Origin of the sequence: Thiomicrorhabdus aquaedulcis, assembly GCF_004001325.1 — a bacterium.
In the GTDB taxonomy this organism is placed as follows: domain Bacteria; phylum Pseudomonadota; class Gammaproteobacteria; order Thiomicrospirales; family Thiomicrospiraceae; genus Thiomicrorhabdus; species Thiomicrorhabdus aquaedulcis.
Genome location: NZ_AP018722.1, coordinates 2259365 through 2285219 on the forward strand (window position 1 = coordinate 2259365; position 25855 = coordinate 2285219).

Annotated in this window: 22 protein-coding genes; 9 read left to right on the plus strand and 13 right to left on the minus strand. The window is 42.9% G+C overall.

Annotated features, from left to right (window positions below; all coding sequences use genetic code 11):
- Window positions 1-206 precede the first annotated feature (206 nt).
- From EP181_RS12725 to EP181_RS10370, 4 genes are all read left to right on the plus strand, one after another.
- Window positions 207-767 (plus strand): sodium-dependent bicarbonate transport family permease, encoded by a 561-nt coding sequence (locus tag EP181_RS12725; RefSeq protein ID WP_269471136.1) that lies wholly within the window; start codon window positions 207-209, stop codon window positions 765-767.
- Window positions 758-1201 carry a sodium-dependent bicarbonate transport family permease gene (locus EP181_RS12730; protein ID WP_338064734.1) on the plus strand — a complete coding sequence of 148 codons (444 nt, stop codon included), beginning with the start codon at window positions 758-760 and terminating at the stop codon, window positions 1199-1201. The genes EP181_RS12725 and EP181_RS12730 overlap by 10 nt, the downstream gene beginning before the upstream one ends.
- A 32-nt stretch (window positions 1202-1233) precedes the next feature.
- Window positions 1234-1509, plus strand: coding sequence for a P-II family nitrogen regulator (locus EP181_RS10365; RefSeq protein WP_127471563.1), 276 nt, complete (start codon window positions 1234-1236; stop codon window positions 1507-1509).
- Window positions 1510-1751: 242 nt separating this feature from the next.
- Window positions 1752-3077, plus strand: a complete 1326-nt coding sequence (locus EP181_RS10370; protein WP_127471564.1) for a SulP family inorganic anion transporter — start codon at window positions 1752-1754, stop codon at window positions 3075-3077.
- 182 nt (window positions 3078-3259) lie between these two features.
- On the opposite strand, the gene EP181_RS10375 is transcribed toward EP181_RS10370, so the two are convergent.
- Window positions 3260-3871, minus strand: coding sequence for a response regulator (locus EP181_RS10375; protein ID WP_127471565.1), 612 nt, complete (start codon window positions 3869-3871; stop codon window positions 3260-3262).
- Window positions 3872-4847: 976 nt separating this feature from the next.
- Between EP181_RS10375 and EP181_RS10380 the strand changes: the two genes are divergently transcribed.
- Window positions 4848-6944 (plus strand): diguanylate cyclase, encoded by a 2097-nt coding sequence (locus tag EP181_RS10380; protein WP_127471566.1) that lies wholly within the window; start codon window positions 4848-4850, stop codon window positions 6942-6944.
- 12 nt (window positions 6945-6956) lie between these two features.
- On the opposite strand, the gene EP181_RS10385 is transcribed toward EP181_RS10380, so the two are convergent.
- The 10 genes from EP181_RS10385 to EP181_RS10430 all read right to left on the minus strand — a co-directional run bounded on the left by EP181_RS10385 (window position 6957) and on the right by EP181_RS10430 (window position 19173).
- Entirely contained in the window at window positions 6957-8174 is a 1218-nt protein-coding gene (locus EP181_RS10385) for an IS256 family transposase (protein WP_127471567.1), read from the minus strand.
- A 166-nt stretch (window positions 8175-8340) separates the two neighbouring features.
- On the minus strand, window positions 8341-8706 hold the full coding sequence (locus EP181_RS10390) for a response regulator (protein WP_127471568.1): 366 nt from the start codon (window positions 8704-8706) through the stop codon (window positions 8341-8343).
- A 73-nt stretch (window positions 8707-8779) separates the two neighbouring features.
- Window positions 8780-9271 (minus strand): HDOD domain-containing protein, encoded by a 492-nt coding sequence (locus EP181_RS12735; RefSeq protein ID WP_269471138.1) that lies wholly within the window; start codon window positions 9269-9271, stop codon window positions 8780-8782.
- Window positions 9202-9657, minus strand: coding sequence for an HDOD domain-containing protein (locus EP181_RS12740; protein ID WP_172959745.1), 456 nt, complete (start codon window positions 9655-9657; stop codon window positions 9202-9204). Before EP181_RS12740 ends, EP181_RS12735 begins: the two co-directional genes overlap by 70 nt.
- A gap of 290 nt (window positions 9658-9947) precedes the next feature.
- Entirely contained in the window at window positions 9948-12086 is a 2139-nt protein-coding gene (locus EP181_RS10405; protein WP_127471571.1) for a methyl-accepting chemotaxis protein, read from the minus strand.
- Between the two features lie 337 nt (window positions 12087-12423).
- Window positions 12424-14739: a methyl-accepting chemotaxis protein gene (locus EP181_RS10410; RefSeq protein ID WP_127471572.1), complete on the minus strand. Its 2316-nt coding sequence runs from the start codon at window positions 14737-14739 to the stop codon at window positions 12424-12426.
- 181 nt (window positions 14740-14920) lie between these two features.
- Window positions 14921-15487 carry a chemotaxis protein CheW gene (locus EP181_RS10415; RefSeq protein ID WP_127471573.1) on the minus strand — a complete coding sequence of 189 codons (567 nt, stop codon included), beginning with the start codon at window positions 15485-15487 and terminating at the stop codon, window positions 14921-14923.
- 341 nt (window positions 15488-15828) lie between these two features.
- Window positions 15829-16431, minus strand: coding sequence for a hypothetical protein (locus tag EP181_RS10420; RefSeq protein WP_194073978.1), 603 nt, complete (start codon window positions 16429-16431; stop codon window positions 15829-15831).
- Window positions 16431-16790 (minus strand): response regulator, encoded by a 360-nt coding sequence (locus EP181_RS10425; RefSeq protein WP_127471574.1) that lies wholly within the window; start codon window positions 16788-16790, stop codon window positions 16431-16433. Before EP181_RS10425 ends, EP181_RS10420 begins: the two co-directional genes overlap by 1 nt.
- A 118-nt stretch (window positions 16791-16908) precedes the next feature.
- Entirely contained in the window at window positions 16909-19173 is a 2265-nt protein-coding gene (locus tag EP181_RS10430) for a methyl-accepting chemotaxis protein (protein ID WP_127471575.1), read from the minus strand.
- A 384-nt stretch (window positions 19174-19557) separates the two neighbouring features.
- Between EP181_RS10430 and EP181_RS10435 the strand changes: the two genes are divergently transcribed.
- The 4 genes from EP181_RS10435 to modC all read left to right on the plus strand — a co-directional run bounded on the left by EP181_RS10435 (window position 19558) and on the right by modC (window position 23052).
- On the plus strand, window positions 19558-20367 hold the full coding sequence (locus EP181_RS10435; protein WP_127471576.1) for a TOBE domain-containing protein: 810 nt from the start codon (window positions 19558-19560) through the stop codon (window positions 20365-20367).
- 100 nt (window positions 20368-20467) lie between these two features.
- A complete protein-coding gene (gene modA, locus EP181_RS10440) occupies window positions 20468-21241 on the plus strand; it encodes a molybdate ABC transporter substrate-binding protein (protein WP_127471577.1) in 774 nt (257 codons plus the stop codon).
- Window positions 21242-21276: 35 nt separating this feature from the next.
- Entirely contained in the window at window positions 21277-21972 is a 696-nt protein-coding gene (gene modB / locus EP181_RS10445; RefSeq protein WP_127471578.1) for a molybdate ABC transporter permease subunit, read from the plus strand.
- A 3-nt stretch (window positions 21973-21975) separates the two neighbouring features.
- Window positions 21976-23052, plus strand: a complete 1077-nt coding sequence (gene modC, locus EP181_RS10450; protein ID WP_127471579.1) for a molybdenum ABC transporter ATP-binding protein — start codon at window positions 21976-21978, stop codon at window positions 23050-23052.
- A gap of 141 nt (window positions 23053-23193) precedes the next feature.
- Here modC and katG read toward each other — a convergent pair whose 3' ends face one another.
- Both katG and EP181_RS10460 read right to left on the minus strand, forming a co-directional pair.
- Complete coding sequence (gene katG / locus EP181_RS10455) at window positions 23194-25362, minus strand: catalase/peroxidase HPI (protein ID WP_127471580.1); 2169 nt, start codon at window positions 25360-25362, stop codon at window positions 23194-23196.
- Between the two features lie 186 nt (window positions 25363-25548).
- The gene (locus tag EP181_RS10460; protein WP_127471581.1) at window positions 25549-25800 is read right to left on the minus strand and encodes a GlsB/YeaQ/YmgE family stress response membrane protein; all 252 of its coding nucleotides are present in this window, start codon (window positions 25798-25800) and stop codon (window positions 25549-25551) included.
- Window positions 25801-25855 lie beyond the last annotated feature (55 nt).

Here is a 25855-nt window from a genome sequence, read left to right on the forward strand (position 1 = left end):
TTAAGTATCTTAAATAAAGAGAAAAACCACAAAATTTTAATTGTATGAATGGTATTTTTGGTAAAAACATACTTAATGATTAAAAAGAACTTGGGACGACCGCAACCACAAAATGCAGTTTAAAGCCCTTAGTAAACCTAAATTAAGACGTTTGCACGAGTGAGATGCGAAAGGTCTTTAAATATTAATATTGGAAACTTACTACTATGTCTAGTTTATTGATTCCTGCTGTATTGTTTTTTGCACTCGGATTTTTTGCCAAAGTCATTAAATCAGATCTAAAGTTCCCCCCAGAAATGGGTAAAGTATTAGCGGCTTTTTTGCTTATTGGAATAGGTATAAAAGGCGGTGTCGCTCTATCTACAGCCGAACTGCTACCAGCAATAAACTCCATCATCGTAGCGTTAGTTCTTGGGCTTACCATTCCCCTAATTGCCTTTGTGTGGCTGGCCAAGGTTGCCAAATTTAATATATTCGACTCTGCCGCAATATCAGCTCACTACGGATCGGTAAGTGCTGGAACATTTTTAGTAGCCATCGCCTTTTTAGATTCAATGAAAATAAGCTACGAAAGCTACCCGTTAATCATGTTGGCGATTATGGAATCACCTGCCATTATTATTGGGCTGCTACTAGCAAGTTATGCGCGCAAAACAACAAAACAAAAGAATCCACAAATTGATTGTGACGATGACGAAAATCGTGTTCAAATTTTGGCAGCGTTCTGCACGAAGCCTTTACCAACGGCAGTGTCATCTTGCTTTTAGGTGCCATGTTTATTGCATTTATAGTGCCTAAAGAAAACTTAGAACCCATTCTGCCTTTTTACACGCTTATGTTTATGGGCGCACTGTCATTATTTTTACTAGAAATGGGCATGGAAGCTGCCAAACGAATTGGTGAATTCAAAAACTCTGGGCTGATATTAGTATCTTTTGGTATGCTCATGCCACTTATTGGATCAATAATTGGTATGATATTAGGCTACTACTGGCTAAACTTTAGCACTGGAGGCGTGTTTTTAGTAATGGTTTTAGCGGCGTCAGCATCGTACATTGCTGTACCCCCTGCGATGCGAATGGCAATTCCTGAAGCAAACCCCTCTTATTATCTAACCTTAACGCTGGGTGTTACGTTTCCGTTCAATGTAATTATTGGATTACCCGTTTATTATTATTTAGCACAGCTTATTACACAATAACGTAGACAAAAAGGGTTTTTATGATTAAAAAAATGAAACAAATCAACGTGATTGCCAATAACACTCTGGAATCACGTTTGATTAGCATGGCCAGCAAAAATGGCGTTAATGGTTACACCAGCATGCAAGCTCAAGGCAGTGGCTTAAGTGGCTTACAATCCGGCATTTCGGATGGTGACAGTAATATATTTTTTTTATTTATCCTTACTGATGCGCAAGCAGAAACCTTTTTGGTTGATCTTAAAAAAGTTATTGATAAAGGGCATCGCCTAAAAGTCTTAATAACTGACATTGAGATATTGCTTTAAATGTAAAGACACACACTCTTTGATAATTGATTTACGCTAAACACACTCGATGTATCCTGCACCAATCCAAAGCAGAATAATCCTTTACCTTGGCAAAAACTTAGTCAATACCGTAGCAAAAGAGTATTTTAGGAAAAAGTAGGGTAATTACACTCATCTTGCACTTCTTACACTGGTCAACATTTTGGTGTAACAGTCTTTAAAGGTAAAAGCCAGCTACTTTAATTTATGGAAAAAAATCCATGTCCGAACTCAACACAACCACCAGTGACGTAAACCCCCATCAACAAGGTTCCGCAGCTTTTCAAAGAAAGTACCTTTCGCGTGACATTCAGGCTGGAATTATCACTGGCTCAATGGCAATACCACTTTCAATAGGCATTGCCATGATGTCGGACTATCCTATTAAAGTAGGGTTGGCTACCGTTGCCTTTGCCAGTTTTATAGCTTGGATTAATGCATGGTTTAGACCCGGAAACTTTATAGGCAGCCCTGGTATAGCCGCCGGACTTGCCCCAATACTTGCATTGGGTGTTGCAACATTTGGCATAGAAAACATGGCGTTTGTTATTTTTATGACAGCCATTATGCAGGGCCTAATATGGCGATTTAACTTGCAGCGTTATATTTTACTGGTAGTACCCACCTATCTTGTAGAAGGATTACTGGCCGGAATCGGCTTAAAAATAGCCCTAAAATTCTTTGCTTTCACCTACGAATTACCGGCTGATTTAGTTGCAGACCTATCCTCTACCCAAGCTTTTTGGTCAAGTGAGCGCATGCAAATAATATTACTTTCTAGCGTATTTTTTGGATTGTTTATTTACTTATTTAACAAATTTCAAGCCACCAGGCCTGCTATACCCTACTTTGTTATTATCATTTTAGGCGTCGTCGTGGCGCAGTTTATGCCTGTTGCCATGATTGAGGTCGAAGACGTTGATTTAGCCTTAGCTTTTCCAATTCCCACTTTTGATAATGGATGGCTACTTGCTTACGCCTTTGGTTTTGCTGTAATGCTCGCCGTCATAGACGTTATAGAACAAGTAATGAGCAACGCGGCCATACAAAAAATTGACCCATTACAAAGAAAATGTAACAGCAATAATAGTTTGCTTGCGATCTGGATTTCTAACTTAGGCGCAAGTTTCTTTGGGGGAATGACTAACTTAGATGGACTCGCAAAAAGCACCACCAATAAACTCGCAGGCGCTTACACTAAGTTTTCGGTGCTGGTGGTTGGTTTAGTTGTTACGTTCTTTGTTGTGTACTCAGAACACTTAGAGTTTTTGCCTAAATTTGCACTCGCGGTCATTATGATTTTTACAGGCTGGAAAATGATTATGGGTCTAATGCATGTTGTGCATCATGGTCGTTATGCCTTAATGCTGGCTATTTTGTGCGGGGCTTTAGTGTACAACGTAGGAATTTTTGAAGGCTTATTAATTGCTTTGGCTGTTCATGGATTTATACACTACTTAATATACCGCGCTGTTGAGAAGATGCCCAGAATGGCTATCATCAAAAAGTACTTAAACTCTTTTTCTGATAAAGGTGCCACTTACTAACCAAATAATTAACGGGTTATGGCTAGTTTTAAATCTTATTTTAAAATTAGCTAAACTCAAACTTGGTAACGCTAATTTGGTAAACCCATTTTTATAGTGCTGTCATTTTAAAAAAATTTACTGCACAGTTTTAAGCGTAACTTTAAACCTTATAATTAAACCGAAAATTAAAAAATCGCACATTATTTAACTTTAGAATTATATTCGTACTGTATAAAACTTTTAATAATGTCGGCTTGTATGGGTTTATGCATCACAATAACGTCCGAAGGTAATCTACTTCTTTCTATCGCTTCTGGCTCTTTTCCGGTCACCACTACAATCGTTGCCTGAAAATCAACATTTAAACTACGAATACTGTTTAGCATTGTGTAACCGTCCATTTGCGGCATCATCAAATCGGCAAAAATCATCTCTGGTCGTTTAGCACCTACCATTAATAATCCCTCGTACCCATTTTTTGCACACACCACTTCAATGTTTAAATGCAAACTTTCAACTATTTTTTGCAAAAGTAGCTGAGTCGACGTGTCATCATCAACAATTAAAATAGTCATATCGGCGTCAAGCGGTTGTTTTTCGGCTAAATCGCTGCCACCTGATAACGCTATTTGATCTCTTGATAAATTTTTAACGTACTCTAAAACCGACGACCTTAATAAACGACGGTGACCACCCGGGGTTTTCCAAATTTTTAAGGTGCCTTCATCAGCCAACCTTTTAACAATGGTTTTAGAAACCCCAATTAAATCACAGGCCTCAGTCGTTGTAATGTATTGCGAAAGTAAATTCATAATTAACCATTTGATATAAACATGAGCGTTATTGTTTTGTTGTACTCATTACATTGTCTTAAGAAAGAGACATGCTCTAACTAAAATCAACAAAACAATTAACCTTAGACACGCTAATAGCCTTCTTGCACAAGCACTCCTAAACGGCTAATAGCAAGTTACAAGCAATCCAATATGCGTAACGAGCCATTATACGCAATAACTTATTACTTTGTTAGCGCCAGGTGCATCCGCAGACTAACCTTTGTACAAACAGCAGACAATATTTTTACAATAACTAACGGTGCTCTGTAAAACAGTGTCGCAGGCAATTGGTAGGCGGTTATGGTGATGGTTTTACATGAGCTGTCGTAAATTTTTGTTCTATATTTTTTTATATACAGTCTTAACAGGTCTTTGCACGAGTGGTTTTTCGTTCAAAAAAAATGGTTTAAATTTAACGGCTTTTCGTGTTAAAACTTGCTAATGAATAGATACGTTATAGCCTCTAATTTGTGCAAATTATCGTTAAGGTTTTTTAAAAAAAATATATATTAATTTAAGTGTTTTTTCATAAAAGCGCAATTACCGTTTGGTCTATATACGTGCTATTATGCGTTTTGAGTTAAAAATTCTTTTTATTCAGTTTTTATACTTTAATTTAATAATCTTTTACTGCGCTTGCAGGGTTTGCACTTTGTCAGAGTTATATCATTAAGAGTTAACGCTTTCAGAACGCACTTGGAATCTTAAAGCAAATCACTGAATGTGGCACCGCAAGCTGTTAATGTATTTATTTACATATTCATTGGCTTAACGTTGTTCTTAGTGAGTTTTTGCGATGAAACACCACAACATATGCTTAGGTCTACTGCGATATTCCATAAAGTATTAAGCAGACTTAACACTTAACACGGTAATTTAGTTTTAACCCTTAATCATATTGCTAAGGGTTAAAAAATCAATTTAAACAATTTTTAGTACGGAAAATTCACTTATGAAAGACAGCTTACATAACACTAACGCCACCGCGCTTGAACACTTAAGTATACTAATCGTAGAGGACGATGCCGTTAGCCTTAAGCTGGAGGTGAGCCTTGCTTCAATTACATTTGGTGAAGTTGTAACGGCTGAGAATGGACAAATTGGCTTGATGAAATATTTAGAGTTTTATAACCAACATGGCTATTACCCTGATGTTGTTATAGCAGACTTAGAAATGCCCGTTAAAAATGGATTTGAACTTATAGCCGCCATAAAGTCCTACAATTCAAAACAATACACCATTGTTGTATCTGGCAATAATGAAAAAGAAGGCCTTATTAGATTGATTGATCTTGGCGTAAATAAGTTTTTATTTAAACCTATTAATCCTCAACTTTTTATCAAAACCGCCAACGACGCTTTCAGCACAGTTCAAGACACAAAAAAATATGACATTGAAAAGATGTCGTTACAAGAGAGTGAATTTCGCTTCAACCTTGCGGTTGAAGGGAAAGGTGACGGCTTATGGGACTGGAATTTAACCACCAATAGTGTTTATTTTTCTTCGGCATGGAAAGAAATGCTCGGCTTCACAGAAAATGAAATTAAAGACTCTCTTGATGAATGGAAATCTAGAGTCCACCCCGATCAACTTGAACAAATATATCAAGATATCCAAGCACACCTTGAAGGCAAAACAAAATACTACGAAAATGAACATCAAATGCTCTGTAAAGATGGCAAATATAAATGGATTCTCGATCGCGGCGTAGTGGTAGAACGCGACTTAGAGGGCAAGCCGATACGACTGATTGGTACTCACACAGATATTTCTGCAAGAAAGGATTTTGAACTCGCATTACGAGAGCAAAAAAAAGAATTAGAAACTATATTTAACATCAATGTTGATGGATTGGCCATTTTAGACTTAAACCTTCAGTTTCTAAAAACCAATCAATCCTACCGCACTATCCTGGGATATACAGAGCATGAGCTGGACAAGCTCACCTGTAGAAACCTAACTGCGCCAGCCGATCAAGAGCGTATTGAAATACTGCTTCAAGAAGTACTAGAACAAGGGTACGTTGAGAATTTTGACAAAATGTGTGTCACTAAAGATCAACGTACTATTACTGTCAATATCTCAATGGCGCTTATGCCTGATGGTAACTGTTTCTTAATTTCGGCTCGAGATATCACTCAGCTTAAGCATCAAGAAATGGTTATTAATGAATACCTATCTATTATTGATAAAAATATCATTTTGTTTTCAACAGACGCTAATTCGCTGATTACCGAGATATCGTCTAGCTTTATAAATAGACTGTGTTTAAATCCTGCTGACATTATTGGTCAACATTTTGATGACATTATTTCTGAGGCAATACCTCCAATATCCATTGATAAAGTCACTCAAAAAAACAAAAGGTGGGGCGGTGATTTAAAACTTAGTACCCAAGATAAAAAAGAGTTTTGGCTAAACGCCATGGCCGTACCAAGAATTTTAAACTCCGAAAATATAGGATTAACTTTTATCTGTCATGACATTTCGGACAAAAAGGAATTAGAAGTACTTTCTATAACAGACCCTTTGACAAAACTATTTAATAGAAGGCACTTTGAGAGTCAGTTTGCTAAGGTGTCACGTTCCGTAAGCAGAAACAAAAACATCTTGTCATTTTTGATGTTAGATCTTGATAATTTTAAAAAGTTTAATGATTTTTATGGTCATCAAGCTGGTGATCAGGCATTGATTGAACTGTCTAAATGTTTATCCAACTTATTTCAAAGAGCAGAAGATTCCTGCTTTCGTATAGGGGGTGAAGAGTTTGTCGTACTTTACAAAGCAGATGATATTCAAAGCAGTATTGAGTATGCAAAAGTTGTTTTACACGCAATTGAAGCGTTAAAAATTGAGCATTTAGAGAATCAACCTTATGGTCACTTAACATCCTCAATGGGACTTTTGCTGATTGATAACTCACTTCAAAGTAATGACTTAAAAGAGGTTTATAAAGAAGCCGATAAACTTCTTTATCAGGCTAAAAACAATGGCCGCAACCAAGTGTGCTTTAAGGTATTTTCAGAGCCTGTAAATAATTTTGTGTAAACGCCCATTTGGTTAAACGTAATCTTTCAGACGTTCTTCATGCAAAATCATAAACTGATTCATCGCAGAATTCCAATCTCTTATTGGCATCGTCCATTTTCTAGATGCCGATTCAATGGCTAAAAATACAATCTTAAACGCCGAATTGTCATGTCCAAAAATCTTCCGGTTTTTAATGGCTTTGCGTATTACAGAGTTTAAAGATTCAATGGCGTTGGTCGTATAGATGGCTTTTCTAATCGCTTCTGGATAGAGGAATAAGGTTGATACGTTATCCCAGTGGTTACGCCAAGACTTACCAATACTGGGGAATTTAGCATCCCATTTTGTTTCGAACTGTTCTAACGCTAACAGAGCTTCTTCTTCGGTAATGGATTGGTAGATTTGCTTTAAATCATCAGCCACTTCCTTACGTTCTTTATAACCCACATATTTAAGTGAATTACGCACCATGTGCACGATACATAGTTGAATGTCCGTTTGCGGGAAGACGGCATTAATGGCTTCTGGAAAACCCTTTAATCCATCTACAGAGGCGATGAGAATGTCTTTCACGCCACGGGCGTGAATGTCATTCAAAACGCCTAGCCAAAACTTAGAGGATTCGTTTTCAGATAACCAAAGACCTAGGCATTCTTTTCGACCATCAAGGTTGATGCCTAGAGCGATATACATGGTTTTGCGAATGACTTGTTTATCCTGGCGAACCTTGATGACAATGCCGTCTAAATAGACGATAGGATAGATCTCATCCAATGGGCGTGAGCGCCATTCAATGACTTTTTCTATGACGGCATCGGTGACTTTAGAAATAAGTGACGCAGAGACATCCGCACCGTACATCTCTTTGAAAGTATCAACGATATCTCGAGTACTCATGCCTTTGGCATAGAGTGCGAGTATCTGGTCATCCATGCTGGTCAGTCGAGTTTCGCCTTTTTTAACCATGATGGGCTCAAAAGTGCTGTCTCTATCCCGTGGCACGTTAAGTTTTAACTCGCCATGATCGCCTTTTAAGGTTTTACTAGAATAGCCATTACGGCTATTCGAAGAGTTAGATATTTGGCTTTTACTGTAGCCTAAATGTTCTTCCATTTCAGCGCCAAGGGCTGCTTCAACGGTCATTTTGACTAACATTCTGGAAAGTGCCGATAGGTCGGCTTGAGTTTTAACACTTTTTGCTAACTCAGCCGACATGGCTTTGAGTTTATCGTGATCTAAGTTGCTCATAGTATTTTTCCTTTTTGGAGGATTTTAATATATGAGCGTTTACACAGTTTAATTTACAGGGTCTATTTTCAAAAGAGAACAAATAAAAGTACTTTGCAACAGGGGTATTTAATACAAATTTATTACAGTCATCATCGTGAGAATTTGTTTATCTCATTTTATGAATTTAAGACTTCATTAATGTGTCTACCGCATTTAACAACGCCAACGGGCTAAAAGGCTTGCGTAAATACAATTCTGCACCAACATAATCGGCCTTAACAGGCCCTTCCAAGCAACTGGTTGCGGTAAGCAATATTACTTTTATATCTTGTGTTTTTGGATTATTTTTAATTTTTTCACACAATTCAAACCCATCCAAAACACCTGGCAACATAATGTCTAAAATAATTAGATTAGGCTTAAAACTCTCAATTTTGGGTAGCACATCATCGGTGTTATCCACCTCTTCAAAAGCATAACCTTTTGTATTTAATGTCATTGTGACCAGTTTACGAATCATGGGCTGGTCGTCGACCACTAAAATTCTCATATATTACCTTTCCTTAGTGATGCACACTGTGTAATTATTTGATGATGACTTAAGCATAGCTGCAATGGCGTTTTTAGTGGCTGGCCAAGAACAAAGACGGTTCTTGACCCCATTTTTGCAACGCCGCTTTTGCGGATTCAATGGCGTTTTCGGGTAAATTTAAATACGCAATGGCGTCGTGTAAGGTCTGTTTTACCTCATGGGTTGTGTAATGGTCCGAAAACACATCGTACACCAACGCGTTGGCGGCCTGAATAAGTGCCACCATTTTGGCGACCTTAGGATCATACTCATCAATAACTTGCAACGAATCGCCGTGGTGCAACAACAAACTTTTGGCTAAAATGTCGCCCAAATGCCAACGCCTTGCAACCACACTGCCCAAAAAAGTATGCGCGGTTTGATAATGCTCATATTCTTGCAAATAGCCACTTAATGGTAACCCTAACTGCGCGTTTAAATAATGCTCGGCGTAATGTTCAGAATCGTAGCGCATCATATAAATGGCGCCAATATCTTGTAAAAAGCTAACAAAATACGCCTCTGTGCGACCAATATCTTGCACCCAATAAGACAACTCTGCCGCGGCAATACCGGCACGACTTGAGTGAACAATAATTTTTTATCGACGTCACTGACAGGCAAGTTTTTAGACAAATAGTTGCTTAAAAATAGGGTTTGAATTTCGCTAAAGCCCATTAAATTAATGGCCGCATGCGCTTCTAAAATAAGGCTATCAGGCGCTTTATTTAATACTCTATTAGCCAGACTTAAAAACTCACCTAATGTTTCTGGGTTTTTTGACAACAATTCGGCCAGTTTAGCGGCATTTGGTTTTTGAGCTTTCATCAGCTCTTCAATTTGAAGAATCTCAGGCGGCATGGCCTCAATTTTAATATTGTGAAGCAACTCTGTGGCATTGGCTATACCCAGCTTTATGTCTATTTTCATGCACATTTGTCCTTATTCTTCAAAGTTTACACTGTCACAGGTCAAATAAAAATGATAAATTTCTTACGCATTGCCGCAAAAAAGTCGTAAAAATTAAATGCTTTTTTGCGCCAATATTAGCCACGCAATTTAGTTGTTACGATGTGTAATTTTTTCGTCACATCGTGCATTTTTCGTCATGCCGTGCTACGACACGGCATCTAACCCACCTGCCGCACTCAGCAATAGATTGCGGATCAAGCCCGCAATGACGGGGCTTGGCGTAATCGGTAATCGGCTTATTTACAACGCTAATGCGCACTTATTTTAAAAAATCCCATGTCAACTTTTAAAATACTGGCCTGCTCGCTTAAGCTAACCGCTGCCGAGCTGGTTTGTTCTACTAATGCGGCATTTTGCTGCGTTACGTTGTCTATTTGCGCTATGGCTTGATGCACCTGATTAATGCCCTGTGCTTGTTCTGCCGACGCCTGTGCAATTTGATTAATCATGGCACTCACCCCACCAATGGATTGATTAATGCCATGTAATACCTCACCCGACTGAGCGGCCAACTTAGTGCCATCATCAATACGGGCAACGCTTTCGGTGATGAGTATTTTAATGTCCTTGGCGGCTTCGGCCGATTTTTGCGATAAATTTCTTACCTCAGACGCCACTACCGCAAACCCGCGGCCGTGCTCACCGGCACGTGCCGCTTCTACGGCAGCGTTTAGTGCCAGCAAATTGGTCTGAAACGCAATGCCGTCTATAAGACTGACAATATCGGCTATTTTATGGCTTGATTGTTGAATGCTGTTCATGGCGTCAATGGTTTGCTTCATTACCTGCGCGCCGGCATTGGCCCTGGTTTCAACTTCTTTAGCCACATTGGCTGTTTGATGGGCGTTATCGGTGTTTTGTTGTACGGCCGAATTCATTTGATCCATAGTGGCGCTGGTTTGCTCAAGTGCGGCGGCTTGCTCTTGCACTCGTTGGCTTAAATCCATAGAGCCTCTTGAAACCCCTTGTGCATCTTGGCTCACAATGTTTGACGTTTCTAAAGCCGCCCCAACCACTTCACGCAATTTATACACAGTGCGATTAATAGTGTCTTTTAAAACTTTTAAATCGCCACCAAAATCGGCCACACACTCTTGGGTTAAATCCCCTACCGACAACGCGCCAATAACCTGATTAATGCCGGCAATGGCGTTAGACGTAACGTCAACAGCTTGGTTAATATCGTCTTTAATAATAGCCAAAACACCGTGCGCCTCTTGGGTAATACGGCGATTAAATGTACCTTGGGTCATGCCTTCAACCACCCATGCAACTTGTGCAATAAAATCAGCTTCGTCGGTACGATCCAGCCATTCGACCACGTAACCCAGTTTTTCGCCCTGTCTTATAATGGGCACCACCGTTAAACGCATGGTTAATTTAGCCATGCTAATGTCGGCGCTCCAAGAATCGGTTAACGATTCAATTAAAGCACGCTGATGGGCTGGATTTTTATGAAACAAGTCCATATTAGAGCCCACCACGCTTTGGGCACTAAAATGCGGAAAATCTGCTTGTAAAGCCGCTTGGTTGCGAGTAAACATGGCTTTTAACGAACTATTAATGCTCACAATATTTAAGTCGGGGTCGGCTACCATAATATTGGTACTGGCCGCATCCAGTGCGGTCGTAAGCACCGCCGATTCCCGCAACGCATCGTAATTACGTGCCGCAAACTCTGCCACGCGCGACCTTACCATATTAAGCGCAAAACCCCACTCTGACGAATCGTTAATTTTTTGCTCATAATGACCGTTTGCAATGTCTTGCATGCCTTGCTGCAGTTGGGGCGAGATACCTTGCAACTGCACAATGCGGTACGCCAAAAAACTCATTATTAATGCGGCCGCTCCAACGCCTAGCATACCCGCCAAATTAATTGGCGCCTGAACGCTCACGTACATTAGCGCCGCAAAACCCACCATTAAAGGCAATGCCCACTGCGCTAATCGCCTGGTGCGCGTTTCAACCTGTGTATAAGGAAACTTAACATCGCCGGCTTTTACCTTAGCGTACAAAACGCTGGCAGACTGCTTTTGAGCCAGCGTAGCCGGATAGCGTACCGACAAATACCCCGTTACCTTGCCCGCTTTAATAACCGGACTGGCATTGGCCGCCACCCAATAATAATCGCCATTTTTGCGTTTATTTTTAACCACTCCATACCACGGTTTACCGGCTTGTATGGTGTGCCAAAAATCTTTAAAGGCCTCTTTTGGCATATCACTGTGGCGCAACAGATTATGCGGTTTACCTAAAAGCTCGGCACGGCTGTAACCAGACGACAGTCTAAAACCTTCGTTAAAATCAACAATATTACCCTGCAAATCAGCAGTAGACAAAATGACTAAATCCTTGGGTAACTCATATTCTTTTTCGATTTGCATAACAATCCTTGCCGATGTATTTAAATAGACACAATTTTAGACAACTATACACTAAACGAACAATTAGTATAAAAATGAATAAAATGAATTAAAGAACATTCTTATAAAAAGCGCGCATTTTATCGCGCCCTTTTTTAACCAGGCCTGGTTAAAACGTCGCAGCGCCAAGCAAGGTATGCATTAGTTTCAATTAGGCAAAAAAAAATGCCACCGCACAGCATGACATTTGTTAAACCTTAACCTATTAACCGTCTTAATGATTAACCCTTTATTGGATTAATGGCAAACTCACTAACTCGTTATTAATACGCTGTTAATGGGCTGTTAATGCGCTTTGTTAAAAGTCGCTCCACTCTTGGGCGGGTGCCATAGAATGTGCATTGTTCTTTAACGAAACCTGCTTTGCTTGGGCAGTGCTTAACGACTTTTGGGGTAACGCATTTTTTTGAACCGCTACATTATTTGCATTATTTGCATTAGTGACATTACTGGCATTACTTAATGAATGAGGCAATGCTTTTTTTGCTTGTGACCCATTTCCTTGGCCAATGTTAAAAAACGCCATGTCGTCTTGCAACACATTGGCCTGCTCGCTTAGGCTGGCTGCCGCGGCACTGGTTTCTTCTACTAAGGCGGCGTTTTGTTGAGTGACGCTGTCTATTTGTCCAATGGCTACGTGTACTTGACTTATGCCTTGCGATTGCTCTACCGAGGCTTGCGCTATTTGCTCTATCATTTGGGCAACGCCGTTAATCGATTGATTTATGCCTTGCAGTACTTCGCCCGATTGTGCAGCTAATTTGGTGCCGTCGTCTATGCGAGCAACGCTTTCGCTAATAAGCGTTTTAATGTCTTTGGCGGCTTCGGCCGATTTTTGCGCTAGGTTGCGTACTTCACTGGCCACCACGGCAAAGCCTCGGCCGTGTTCGCCGGCGCGGGCGGCTTCTACGGCGGCGTTTAACGCTAATAGGTTGGTCTGAAACGCTATGCCGTCTATTAGGCTTACTATGTCGGCTATTTTGTGGCTTGATTGTTGAATGCTGTTCATGGCGTTGATGGTTTTTTCCATCACGTCTACGCCTTGATGTGCTTCGTGTTGTACTTGTTGGGTAACCGTTGAGGCTTGACGGGCGTTGTCGGTGTTTTGTTGTACCGCCGAGTTCATTTGATCCATGGTGGCACTGGTTTCTTCTAGGGCGGCGGCTTGTTCTTGCACGCGTTCGCTTAAGCTTAACGAGCCTTGCGAGACTTCTTCGGAAGCACTGCTGACTATGTTGGCGGCGGCTACGGCTTGTGAAACAACGTCGGTTAGCTTTTTGGCGGTGGTGTTAATGGCGTCTTTTAAAGTTTGTAGCTCGCCGTGATATTGCCCGGTAATTTTTTGGGTTAAATCGCCATGCGATTGGCTTAACACAACGTGTGCTATCTCTTTTACGGCACTTTCCAGCGTGTTCATTGAGCTGTTTATTGAGTCTTTTAAGGCCGCTAGCATGCCGTGGGCTTGGGTGTTTACGCGGGTTTCAAATCGCCCTTCTTTCATGGCGTGCATTACCAAGTTTACTTCGGTAATGACGGTGTTAATGCTTTGCAATGCGCCTTCTACTTGACCTGAAAATGCTTTGGGTACTTTAGTGTCCATCTTTAGGTCAAACTGGCCTTGCTCAAGACCGGTCATGACTTTGCTTAGTTCGCTCATCATAAACGCCACGCTGGTGGCCGAATCGTTAACGCCTTGTTTCATAACCTCTAAATCACCATTGTAACGACCTAATACTTGCTGACTAAAATCACCTTTAGCAATGGCATTGATAACAAAACTAGACTCGTTTACACCATCTTGTAAGGTGGTTAAAAACGTATTGATAGCGTCGGCCATTAGGCCTGTTTCATCTAAATCGGTTTTGCTGGCGCGATAATCAAACCGTTGTGAACTCGATAAATTTTGAAGACCATGTGCCAAAGTTTTTATATTGCGGCTAATACGCCATGACAGCATTAAACCAAAAGACAAGCCTATTAACAGTGACGCAATCATTATGACTAAAATAAACAGTTTTGAATCTTCATACAACAAGGTAGCCGCTTGACTGGCCTGCAAAGCATTTTGTTCTTTTATTTCACTTACATCGGTTAAAAGCTGATCAACTACATCACCAATGACTTTAGCTTCTTTTAAAGCCATTTGAATGGATGCGCGGTTTTGCATGCTAACCAACCCATCAAGCTGTTCTTGTTGGGCGGCTTCAATGACTTTATTGCTAAATTGCATGTAATCATTGGCACTTAATTTTAAAGCAGCAATTTTGTTCTTAGCTTCTTGTGAATGAAAAAGTGGCTCAGCTTTTTGCATGTTTTCATTAAACATCGCTTGATTCTTATTTACCTGCTCTATGTATTGAGCGGCATCAATGGTTTCATCACTCTGCGCCAATAAAAAGCTACGCAAAGCACGTGCTTGATAGATTAAATTTATATTTGCTTCTTTAATATAAGACAGACCTAAAAGCTCTTTTTGATACATATCATCTGTTAGAGCATTAATTTTAGAGGCGTTTGTAACCCCTACAAAACCAATTACGGCCATAAACCCCAACAAAACAAACACCAAGGAGATGAGTTTTGAACGAATATTTAAATTTAAAAACCACTGCATAAAAACTCCTTCATGAGATATTTGCACGTGAGGTGCAACAAAAAAATGAGATCAAATTTTTACCTGATTGCAGCGAAAAATGCAGTGAATAGCTGGCTATTCGCAAGTTTTTCAACAAAAAACAGGTAAATTTTAGTCATTATTTAAAACGCTGAATTCCAATTATAAACGCCAACATACATTAAAGGGTCGTTGCATCCATATTATTAAATATACCCTGCAAAATTAGGGCGTCTACGTTTAAAACAATGACCATTTTGTTTAACGTGGCGTCACTGTCTTTTAGGTTGGCTAGCCCTTGTATGTATTGCTCGTTGATTTTTCCAGCACCCGAAAAACTTGGCACCGCTTGCAATTGGCTTACGTCAATGTCTTCTACGTCGCTTACGCCGTCTACTACTAAACCGATGGTTTTGGCGGTGTCTGAGTTTAATAGGCGCGTAATAATGACCACTGTGCTGTCGTCGTAGGTGGCGCCGCCTATGCCAAAACGGTCGCGTAAATCAACAATGGGCACTACTGCGCCGCGCATGTTTATAACCCCTTTTACATATTCGGGGGTTTCGGGCAGTTTGGTGGTGGGTTCCCAGCCTCTTATTTCTTGTACGCGCAGTATGTCTAGGCCGTATGTTTCTTGGCCTAAAATAAATGTGAGTACTTGTAAGTTTTGTTGGGCAACGGCGTGTTGTTGATGCTCATAATATGTGCCGCCTATTACCTCAGTTGTTACTGTTTGTTGTGTATTCATTAAAACTACTGCCTTAATTTTTTATGGGTTAGTGCACTTGTTGAGTGCACTTTGCTTATGCACGCTGTTAATACGCTTTGTTAAAAGTCGCTTTGACCAGGCCTGGTGAACGTGTTTTAGGCGTTTGGTGCGTTAATACAACGGCGTTTGCGCTTATAAGAGACCTTTGCACGAGTCAAGGCACGGTTAAAAATGGCTAAAATTTGCCTGATTTTTGTTGAAAACCTTGCGAATAGCCAGCTATTCACTACGTTTTCCGCCTCAATCAGGCAAATTTTATCTCATTTTTTCCTCGCACCTCACTCGTGCAATGGTCTCTATAAATATTAAACTTGTGCGGGTTAAAAAAACTCAACTTCTGTAAAGTCTTGGTCAACCAGTTCGGTTTCAAAATAATGGTCTTTGCGCCTGTCAATCATGCGTTGTTTTACTATTTCGATGGCTTGTTCTGCTGGAATATGTTTTTCAAACACTAAATCAAACAATTCTCTTTCTTCTCTCATTGAGACATTTTTGCGAATTTGTTCTTTAAAGCGTTCCCACTCTTTTACATCTTTTACTTGCATTTGGTGCGCAATAATGTCGGCCAAACCGCTTAAACCTTTTGATACATTTTTTAGCCTTTGGGTCAGTCGGTCATAAAACTGAAATGACACAATGGCTCGGTTCATATTTTGAGTGAGTAACTGGGCGCTGTTTTTTAAGTCGGCTTGTTTTTCTAACAAACATTGGGTTTTAGGGGTGTTGGGTGCAACCGTCATTTGGTGTGCAATGTTATTGATAGTTTGCGTTCGGTTAACCATGTATTTAAACGAATCTAATAAATTTTCTATGGAATGGTCGCCTTCTTGTATAGAAAGCTCTATTTGAGCCACCGATAAATTAAGGATTAAAATGACTTCCTGAATTTGTTTAGCGGTTAAATCGTAGCCAATAAACGCCATTACAAAACCTTGCCAATAACCGTTAACAGCTTTTCTGGGCTAAAGGGTTTTACCAACCAACCGGTTGCGCCTGCGCTTTTGCCACGCGCTTTCATATCGTCCGAGGATTCGGTGGTTAAACACAACAATGGGGTAAATTTGTAGTTGGGCATAGCTCTTAAGGCCTGAACAAGCTCGATACCGTTCATGTTTGGCATATTAATGTCGGTCACGACCAAGTCAAACTGGCTTACTTTAGCGCTTTCTAACGCCACCAAACCATCACAGGCTTCACTTACGGCATATCCGGCTTGTTGTAATGTCATGCCAATCATTTGCAGCATGGATCTGGAATCGTCTACTATTAAAATTTTTTTCATTGTTGTGCTCATTACACGGATTAGAAAATATTTTCTAATGTTTATTTAAGCCATTTATGTACACTTTAATAGTTAAACCATTAAAACAATGGCTTAACTATCAAAGGCTAATGACCGGTTAAAAATCTGACCACTCTTGATTGTTAACCGGTGTAATTTTTGGTTTAACCAGGCCTGGTAAGGCTGGTTTATAACCTGTTGTTACATCCGATTTAGAATCCGGTCTTAAATTAGGTTTTACACTGTGTTTAACATCGGCTTTTGCTATTGTTTTTACACTGCTTTTTACGCTACTTTTAACACTGGTTGAGCGCAAGTTTTCTTGGCCAATGTTAAAAAACGCCATGTCGTCTTGCAACACATTGGCCTGCTCGCTTAGGCTGGCCGCCGCGGCACTGGTTTCTTCTACTAAGGCGGCGTTTTGTTGGGTGACGCTGTCTATTTGTCCAATGGCTACGTGCACTTGACTGATGCCTTGCGATTGCTCTACCGAGGCTTGCGCTATTTGTTCTATCATTTGGGCAACGCCGTTAATCGATTGATTTATGCCTTGCAGTACTTCGCCCGATTGTGCGGCTAATTTGGTGCCGTCGTCTATGCGGGCAACGCTTTCGCTAATAAGCGTTTTGATGTCTTTGGCGGCTTCGGCTGATTTTTGCGCTAGGTTGCGTACTTCACTGGCCACCACGGCAAAGCCTCGGCCGTGTTCGCCGGCGCGGGCGGCTTCTACGGCGGCGTTTAGCGCTAATAAGTTGGTCTGAAACGCTATGCCGTCTATTAGACTGACTATGTCGGCTATTTTATGGCTTGATTGTTGAATGCTGTTCATGGCGTTGATGGTTTTTTCCATCACGTCTACGCCTTGATGTGCTTCGTGTTGCACTTGTTGGGTAACCGTTGAGGCTTGACGGGCGTTGTCGGTGTTTTGTTGTACGGCCGAGTTCATTTGATCCATGGTGGCGCTGGTTTGTTCTAAGGCGGCGGCTTGTTCTTGCACGCGTTCGCTTAAGCTTAACGAGCCTTGCGAGACTTCTTCGGAGGCGCTGCTGACAATGTTGGCGGCGGCTACGGCTTGTGAAACAACGTCGGTTAGCTTTTTAGCGGTGGTGTTAATGCCGTCTTTTAAGGTTTGTAGCTCGCCGTGGTATTGCCCGGTAACTTTTTGGGTTAAATCGCCATGCGATTGGCTTAACACAACGTGCGCTATCTCTTTTACGGCACTTTCGAGCGTGTTCATTGAGCTGTTAATTGAGTCTTTTAAGGCCGCTAGCATGCCGTGGGCTTGGGTGTTTACGCGGGTTTCAAATCGCCCTTCTTTCATGGCGTGCATTACCAAGTTTACTTCGGTAATGACGGTGTTAATGCTTTGCAATGCGCCTTCTACTTGACCTGAAAATGCTTTGGGTACTTTAGTGTCCATCTTTAGGTCAAACTGGCCTTGCTCAAGACCGGTCATGACTTTGCTTAGTTCGCTCATCATAAACGCCACGCTGGTGGCTGAATCGTTAACGCCTTGTTTAAGCGTTTGCAGTCCACCCACGTAATTGCCTTGTACGCGCTGACTAAAATCACTTTTGGCCATGGCGCTTAATACGCCATTGGCTTCGTTAATGGCGCACTCTAAACGCGCCAATAAATCATTAAACGCGCTGGCCGCTTGCCCTACTTCGTCCATGCTGGTGATGGGCACACGTGCACTAAAGTCACCTTGTGCTTGCACTGCTGTAGCCACTGAAACCAATCTATTAAGCGGTACCGTAATGGCTCTTAAGGTTATAACACCAAAGATTCCAGCCAGCACCAAGACCACGATGGCAATCATAATGGCAAACTGCATAGTCTGATGGTAGGTGGCTTGGCTTGTGGTGTAGACCTCTTTTGCAACCGACAACTGTAAATTAACCAGCTCGGTTATGGCTTCCGATATAGGGTCAATAATTGCATACAGTTTTTGAATGCTAAAGGCTTCTATTTCGGCCATATTGCGTTGTTTAACTAATTCAATCAGCTTGGTAATAGCCAAGTCACCGGCGGTCATTAATGCTTCAGCTTCTTGTGCCAGCGTGGTTTCTTGTTCGGTTAACTCTGTGCTTAGGTAGGCTTGCCAAATAGTGTGTATTTCTGTTTGTGCGCTTATTAAAGACTCTTCCGCTTGCGTCCAATTTATATTGCCATTGCGCAGTTTATGGTTGGTGTCTACTACCTTAACTGCATAGTCATCGGCAATAACTTTAAGCTGTTGCAACGGCACCACTCGGTCGTTATAAATTTGCGCCATTTTATTGTTTGCTGATTGCAACAACATCAGGCCTATTACAATTGCAATCACCGCAAATGCGGTAAATACGCTTCCTAATATAAAAATACGGTTTTTAATACTCATAAAATACTCCACGACTTTGCTTTGCTTTTAAAGTGACTAAACTTAAACCCTACTAAACTGTTCTTATATAAAGAGAGCTTTGCACAAAGCTCTTTACAAGAACAGGATTCATAAATTTAAGGCCTCTAACTTGCTATTAGAACTTAAAAGTAAAAAAAGTTTATGAATATTATATTGTATAAAAGAATAAAAAGAATAAAAGGTTTAATGTGAACATTTAACGCATTTGTCATAAATAAAAACAGCCGTTTTTGAATAAAAAAACCCCGCTAAATTTAAAAGACCTAAGCAAAAGCACACCCTAGCCGCACCCAAAAAAGCTCTTGACTGGCGACTTATACCTAAGTATAGTTTGCAGCTCGATACTTACCCGAGCACATATCCATGCTGCCTACGCCAGACACCTATAATCAACCCGAATTTTATGCCCCCTGGCATGTCCATTTGGGCACAGGCGACATCAGTCCGCGCCGTTTGCACTTATTGCAAGCCATTGAAGCCACTGGCAGTATGGCGGCGGCGGCCAGGCAAGTGGGCATGACCTACAAAGCGGCGTGGGACGCGGTTGAAATTATGAACAACTTGGCTGGGGTAATTTTGGTTAATCGGCAACACGGCGGCAAAGGCGGTGGCGGCGCTACGTTAACCGGCACGGGCATGCAAATTGTGACCATGCACGAACGCCTGTCGGCCATGCAAGCCATGTGGATGGCCAGTTTAGACCACACCGAGGCTGATATTTTGCCTCTAATGCGGAGAATTAAAATGCAAACCAGCGCCCGAAACAGCTTTTACGGCACCGTCCAATCCATTAAAAAAGGCGCGGTGAATGCCGAAGTGGTGCTTAAACTGCAAGGCAATGACCACATTGTGGCCACCGTTACCAGCGACAGCATTGAGCGCATGAATTTAAAAGAGGGTGCTACCGCGTGGGCATTGGTAAAAGCCAGTTGGGTGGTGTTGGCCAGCCCCGATTGCCAAGGCAAAACCAGTGCGCGCAACACGTTGTGCGGCACCGTAAGCCGCATTAGCCAAGGACCGGTGAATGTCGAGGTCATACTCGAGCTGCAAGGCGGCAACACTTTAGCGGCCATTATTACCAACAGCGCCCTGCACGATTTAAAACTCAGCGAAGGCGTTAAAATGTGCGCTTTAATTAAAGCCTCGCATGTTTTATTGGGGGTAGATCATTAACGTTGCACCCTAGCCCCCCTGTTCTGGGGGTTTTTAACGATTTTCGATATAGCCCTAAGTAACTATTGATACAATTCATACACTATAAAAAGGAACACGCATGAAACTAAAACACGTTTTACCAGGCCTGGTCATTAGCTTTGTAGCCGCCACGCAGTCTAGCGTTGCAACGGCCGCCGAAGTTACCGCCGCTGTGGCCGCCAACTTTACTAAAACCATTGAAGACATTGGGGTCGAATTTACCAAAGAGACCGGTCACACCATTCGCTTTTCGTTTGGACCTACCGGCAAGTTGTACGCACAAATTAAAAATGGGGCGCCCTTTGACCTGTTTTTTGCCGCCGACGACAAAGCCCCACAACGCGCCATTGACGATGGCGTAGCCGTCAAAGACAGCAAATTTGTATACGCCCAGGGCGTGTTAGTGTTGTACAGCCCTACCTTGCCCGTGGCCAATGAGGCGTTAAGCGTGTTAAAAAAAGCTAACTTTAGACACCTGTCCATCGCCAACCCAAAAACCGCCCCTTACGGCGCGCAAGCCGAGGTATTTTTAACCAAAATGGGTCTGTACGATTCGCTTAAACCCAAACTGGTTAACGGCGAAAGCATTGCCCACGCGTTTCAGTACGTAGCCACCAAAAATGCCGAGATTGGCTTTGTTGCCAAATCGCAAGTGGTTGACCCATCCAGTCCAGCCTACAAAAACGGCCAATATTGGGAAGTGCCCCAAGCCGATTACCACCCCATTAATCAAGCCGCCGTTATCACTCAAAAAGGTGAAAATAACCCGGCCGCCAAAGCGTTTATGCAATACATGAAATCGCCCAAAGCCATCGAGATTATTCAGCGTTACGGCTACAATCTGCCCAATTAAACGATTGGCCTATTCAAACCTACTGAGAACACCACATGCTTGAACTCTTTGGCACTCAAATAAATTTGCAACCCATTTGGCTTACCCTAGAGGTGGCCACCTACACCACTCTTATTTTACTGGTGATTGGTACGCCCTTGGCCTGGTGGATGTCGCAAATGCAGTCGTCCAGCAAAATTCTTTTAGAAGCGTTGGTGGCATTACCCCTCGTGTTACCGCCGACAGTATTGGGGTTTTACCTGCTGATTGCCATGAATCCCACCGGACCAGTGACCGAGTTTTTACGATTTTTTGGCTTTGATGGTCAGCTTACCTTTAGCAAAATGGGGTTGGTTATTGGCTCGGTGTTTTACTCTTTGCCCTTTGCGGTACAACCCTTAATGCACGCGTTTGAGGCGATTCCGCACCGTTTATTGGACGCCGCCGCGACCTTACGCGCCGGAATTCTAGACCGTTTTTTTACCATTGTAGTCCCACTGTCGCAACGCGGATTTTTAGTGGCCGCCACCTTAACTTTTGCCCACACGGTGGGCGAGTTTGGCGTGGTGCTGATGGTGGGCGGGAATATTCCGGGCGAAACCCGCATGGTGTCCATTGATATTTTTGACCATGTGGAGTCCATGCAATACGACCAAGCGCACATTTTATCGGGCATGATGCTGGTATTTTCGCTAGCGGTATTAATGCTGGTATACGGCTTAAATCGTCGTTTTGGCGTAAAGGTAGGTTAACCGATGAACCCAAGCACCTTAACCGGAAACCTAAGTTTAAACCTGGGCGGATTTGCGCTTAACTCAGGCGCCTTTACCTTACCGCTACACGGCGTGACCGTGCTATTTGGGCGCTCTGGCAGTGGCAAAAGCACCTTGTTGCGTGCGATTGCTGGGCTGGATAAACGCACAACCGGACAATTGACCATGAACGACGTACTTTGGCAAAACGGCCATCACGCCCTACCCACGCCCAAACGCCATATTGGTTTTGTATTTCAAGACGCAGCGCTGTTTCCGCACATGACGGTACGTCAAAACTTACTGTACGGCGTAAAGCGTCTGCCCAAAAACCACCCCGTGGCCAACTTTGATAAAATTGTCGAGCGCGTTGGCATTGCCGACAAACTCGAGCGCAGCGTGACCTATTTATCGGGCGGCGAACGCCAACGCGTGGCCATTGCGCGGGCGTTACTCATGTCACCTAAACTGCTGTGTATGGACGAACCCCTGTCGGCACTTGACTGGCGTGCCAAAGCCGAACTACTGGGTTTAATAGAAGAGTTGGTGGCGGAATTTAACCTGCCCGTGTTGTACATTACCCACGCGCCGGTCGAAGTCGAACGCCTAGCCAATCAGATTGTGTTTATGAAAGACGGCCAAATTGAAACCATCGAAACCCTGCAACAGGCACTAAAAAGACCCGACTCCCCCTTGTTTGACCAACAAGGTGCGGTGTCGGTGCTTATGGGTCAACCCGGCGATATGGCAGACGGCTTGCGAACCCTTAACATTGGCACCGACAGCCTGTTTATAAGTCCAACTCACCACATTGGCACTCAAGACGTCCGCATTAGAGTCTTAGCGCGTGACGTCAGTTTGGCGCTGTCCAATCCCCAAGATTTAAGCATAGTCAATCACCTGCGCGTCACCATTGAAGAACTGATTGCCTTAGACCCCCATCGTCTTTTGGTGCGCTTAACCCTTAAAGACGGCCAACACCTGTTTGCCGAAATCACTCAGGCCTCGGCCAAACGCCTTAACCTACAACCAGGCCTGGTGGTTTACGCGCTGATTAAATCAGTGGCGATGAGTGAATAAATAAAACATAAAATAGACTTACCAGGCCTGGTAAGTACTGCTGTTTTAGTTCATAAATTAAAAAAGCCCGCCAAACTTTCGTTTAGGCGGGCTTTTTTGTTTAAACATAGTGACTAAAGCAGACTAGACAGACTAGGCTGATTAATTTAGATCAAATCGGTCGGCATTCATCACTTTTACCCAGGCCTGTACAAAATCGTGAACAAACTTTTCTTGGTTATTGTCTTGCGCGTAAACCTCGGCGTAGGCACGTAAGATTGCGTTTGAGCCAAACACCAAATCTACCCGCGATGCGGTAAATTTTACCTCGCCCGTAGTGCGATCACAGATTTGATAGTGCGATTTGCTGGCCGGTTTCCAGGTGTAGGCCATGTCGGTTAGGGTTACAAAAAAGTCGTTGGTCAGTGCGCCTACCTTGTGAGTAAACACGCCGTGTTCTGAGCCACCATAATTGGCGCCCATTACCCGCATTCCACCTACTAAACAGGTCATTTCATGGGCGGTTAAGCCCATAAGCTGAGTGCGATCAAGCAACAACTCTTCGGGGGTAACAATGTAGTCTTTTTTAACCCAGTTGCGGTAGCCGTCATGAATCGGTTCAAGCACGTCAAACGAGGTCGCGTCGGTAAGTTCGGCCGTTGCGTCACCGCGTCCTGGGCTAAAAGGTACCGTGATGTTAAAGCCTGCGGCGTTGGCGGCTTGTTCTACGCCAAGATTGCCGGCGATGACAATGGTGTCGGCCACGCTGATGCCAAATTGAGCCGCAATGGGTTCAAGTGTGCTTAACACGTGCGCCAGACGTTGTGGTTCGTTGCCTTGCCACTCTTTTTGCGGTGCAAGACGAATTCGCGCGCCGTTTGCGCCACCGCGTAAATCCGACCCTCGGAAGGTGCGGGCGCTGTCCCATGCGGTGGCCACCTTGTCGGCAATGGATAAGTCGCTGGCCGCAATTTTGGCTTTAACCGCCGCAACATCATACTCTGTGCAACCTGCGGGCACGGGATCTTGCCAAATTAAGTCTTCAGCCGGAACATCCGGACCGATGTAGCGCACTTTTGGCCCCATATCGCGGTGAGTAAGTTTAAACCATGCGCGCGCAAATACATCCGAGAAATAGTCTGGATTGGCGTAAAACTTTTTCGAGATTTCAAGATAAATAGGGTCTTTAATCATCGCCATATCGGCATCGGTCATAATGGGGTTGTAGCGTTTTGAGGGGTCTTCGACATCAACCGGTTTGTCTTCTTCTTTGATGTTAATCGGCTCCCATTGCCAAGCGCCCGCTGGGGATTTTTTAAGCTCCCAATCGTAGGCAAACAGCAGGTAAAAATAGCCGTTGTCCCATTGGGTTGGGTGAGTTGTCCACGCGCCTTCAATGCCAGAGCTTACCGTGTTGCGGCCAATGCCGCGAGAGGTGTGATTGTTCCAGCCAAGGCCTTGCTCGGTTACGTCTGCGCTTTCTGGATCGGGTCCTAAGTTTTCGGCGCGACCGTTGCCGTGACATTTGCCCACGGTGTGACCGCCAGCCGTTAGTGCCACGGTTTCTTCGTCGTTCATGGCCATGCGTAAAAAGGTTTCACGCACTTGCAAGGCGGTTTTAAGCGGGTCGGGGTGACCGTTTACGCCTTCTGGGTTTACGTAAATTAAGCCCATTTGCACCGCGGCCAAGGGGTTTTCCATGGTGCTGGGATCGTTTACATCGCCATAGCGTTCATCGGACGGTGCCAGCCACTCTTTTTCGGCACCCCAATAGGTGTCTTTTTCGGGTTGCCAAATATCGGCACGTCCAAAGCCAAAGCCAAAGGTTTTAAGCCCCATGTTTTCATAAGCGATGGTGCCAGCTAATACCAATAAATCGGCCCAACTGACTTGGTTGCCGTATTTCTTTTTAATGGGCCAAAGTAAGCGTCGCGCTTTATCAAGATTGACGTTGTCAGGCCATGAGTTAAGCGGGGCAAAGCGTTGATTGCCTGTGCCGGCACCGCCTCGACCGTCGGTGTTGCGATAAGAGCCGGCCGCGTGCCATGACATGCGAATCATCAAACCGCCATAATGTCCCCAATCGGCCGGCCACCAGGCCTGGCTATTCGTCATTAGAGCGTGCATGTCTTTTTTAAGGGCGGCAAAATCTAAGTTTTTAACCGCTTCGCGGTAATCAAAGTGCTCACCCATTGGGTTCACTTTACGGTCGTGTTGGTGCAAAATATCTAGGTTAAGTGCGTTGGGCCAAAAGTCCATGTTGGATGTGCCTACGGCGGTATTAGCACCGTGCATTACCGGACATTTTCCTGCGTTATGGTTGGAATTCATACTTTCTCCTAAGATCGGTTATTGACAATACGAAGTTTTATTGTAAACAGCTTACCGATAGCATGTATTGATATTTTTTTATAACAACAATAGGTAAAAACTATTGACTAGGCAAGCCTATAAAAACCAACTTGACCAGGCCTGGTCTGTTAATGAACGATACAAAAATAAAATAGGATTACCACTTTATGCTTTTTTAACAACGCCAATAATAGACAACAAAATAACCGCACCAAGTGTGGCAGTAATAATTGAACCCATTAATCCGTAAGCTGAAATACCCACCAAGCCAAAAACAAAGCTGCCCAAAACCGCACCTATAATTCCGACAATAATATTGCCAACCAAGCCAAACCCATGACCTTTCATTATATTACCGGCCAGCCAACCGGCCAGTCCGCCAATCGCTAAAATAATAATTAAAGCGGTTATGTCCATGATGCCTCCATTAGGATTATTAGGTTTTTTAAAAGGTTAAAAACATTTTTAACCT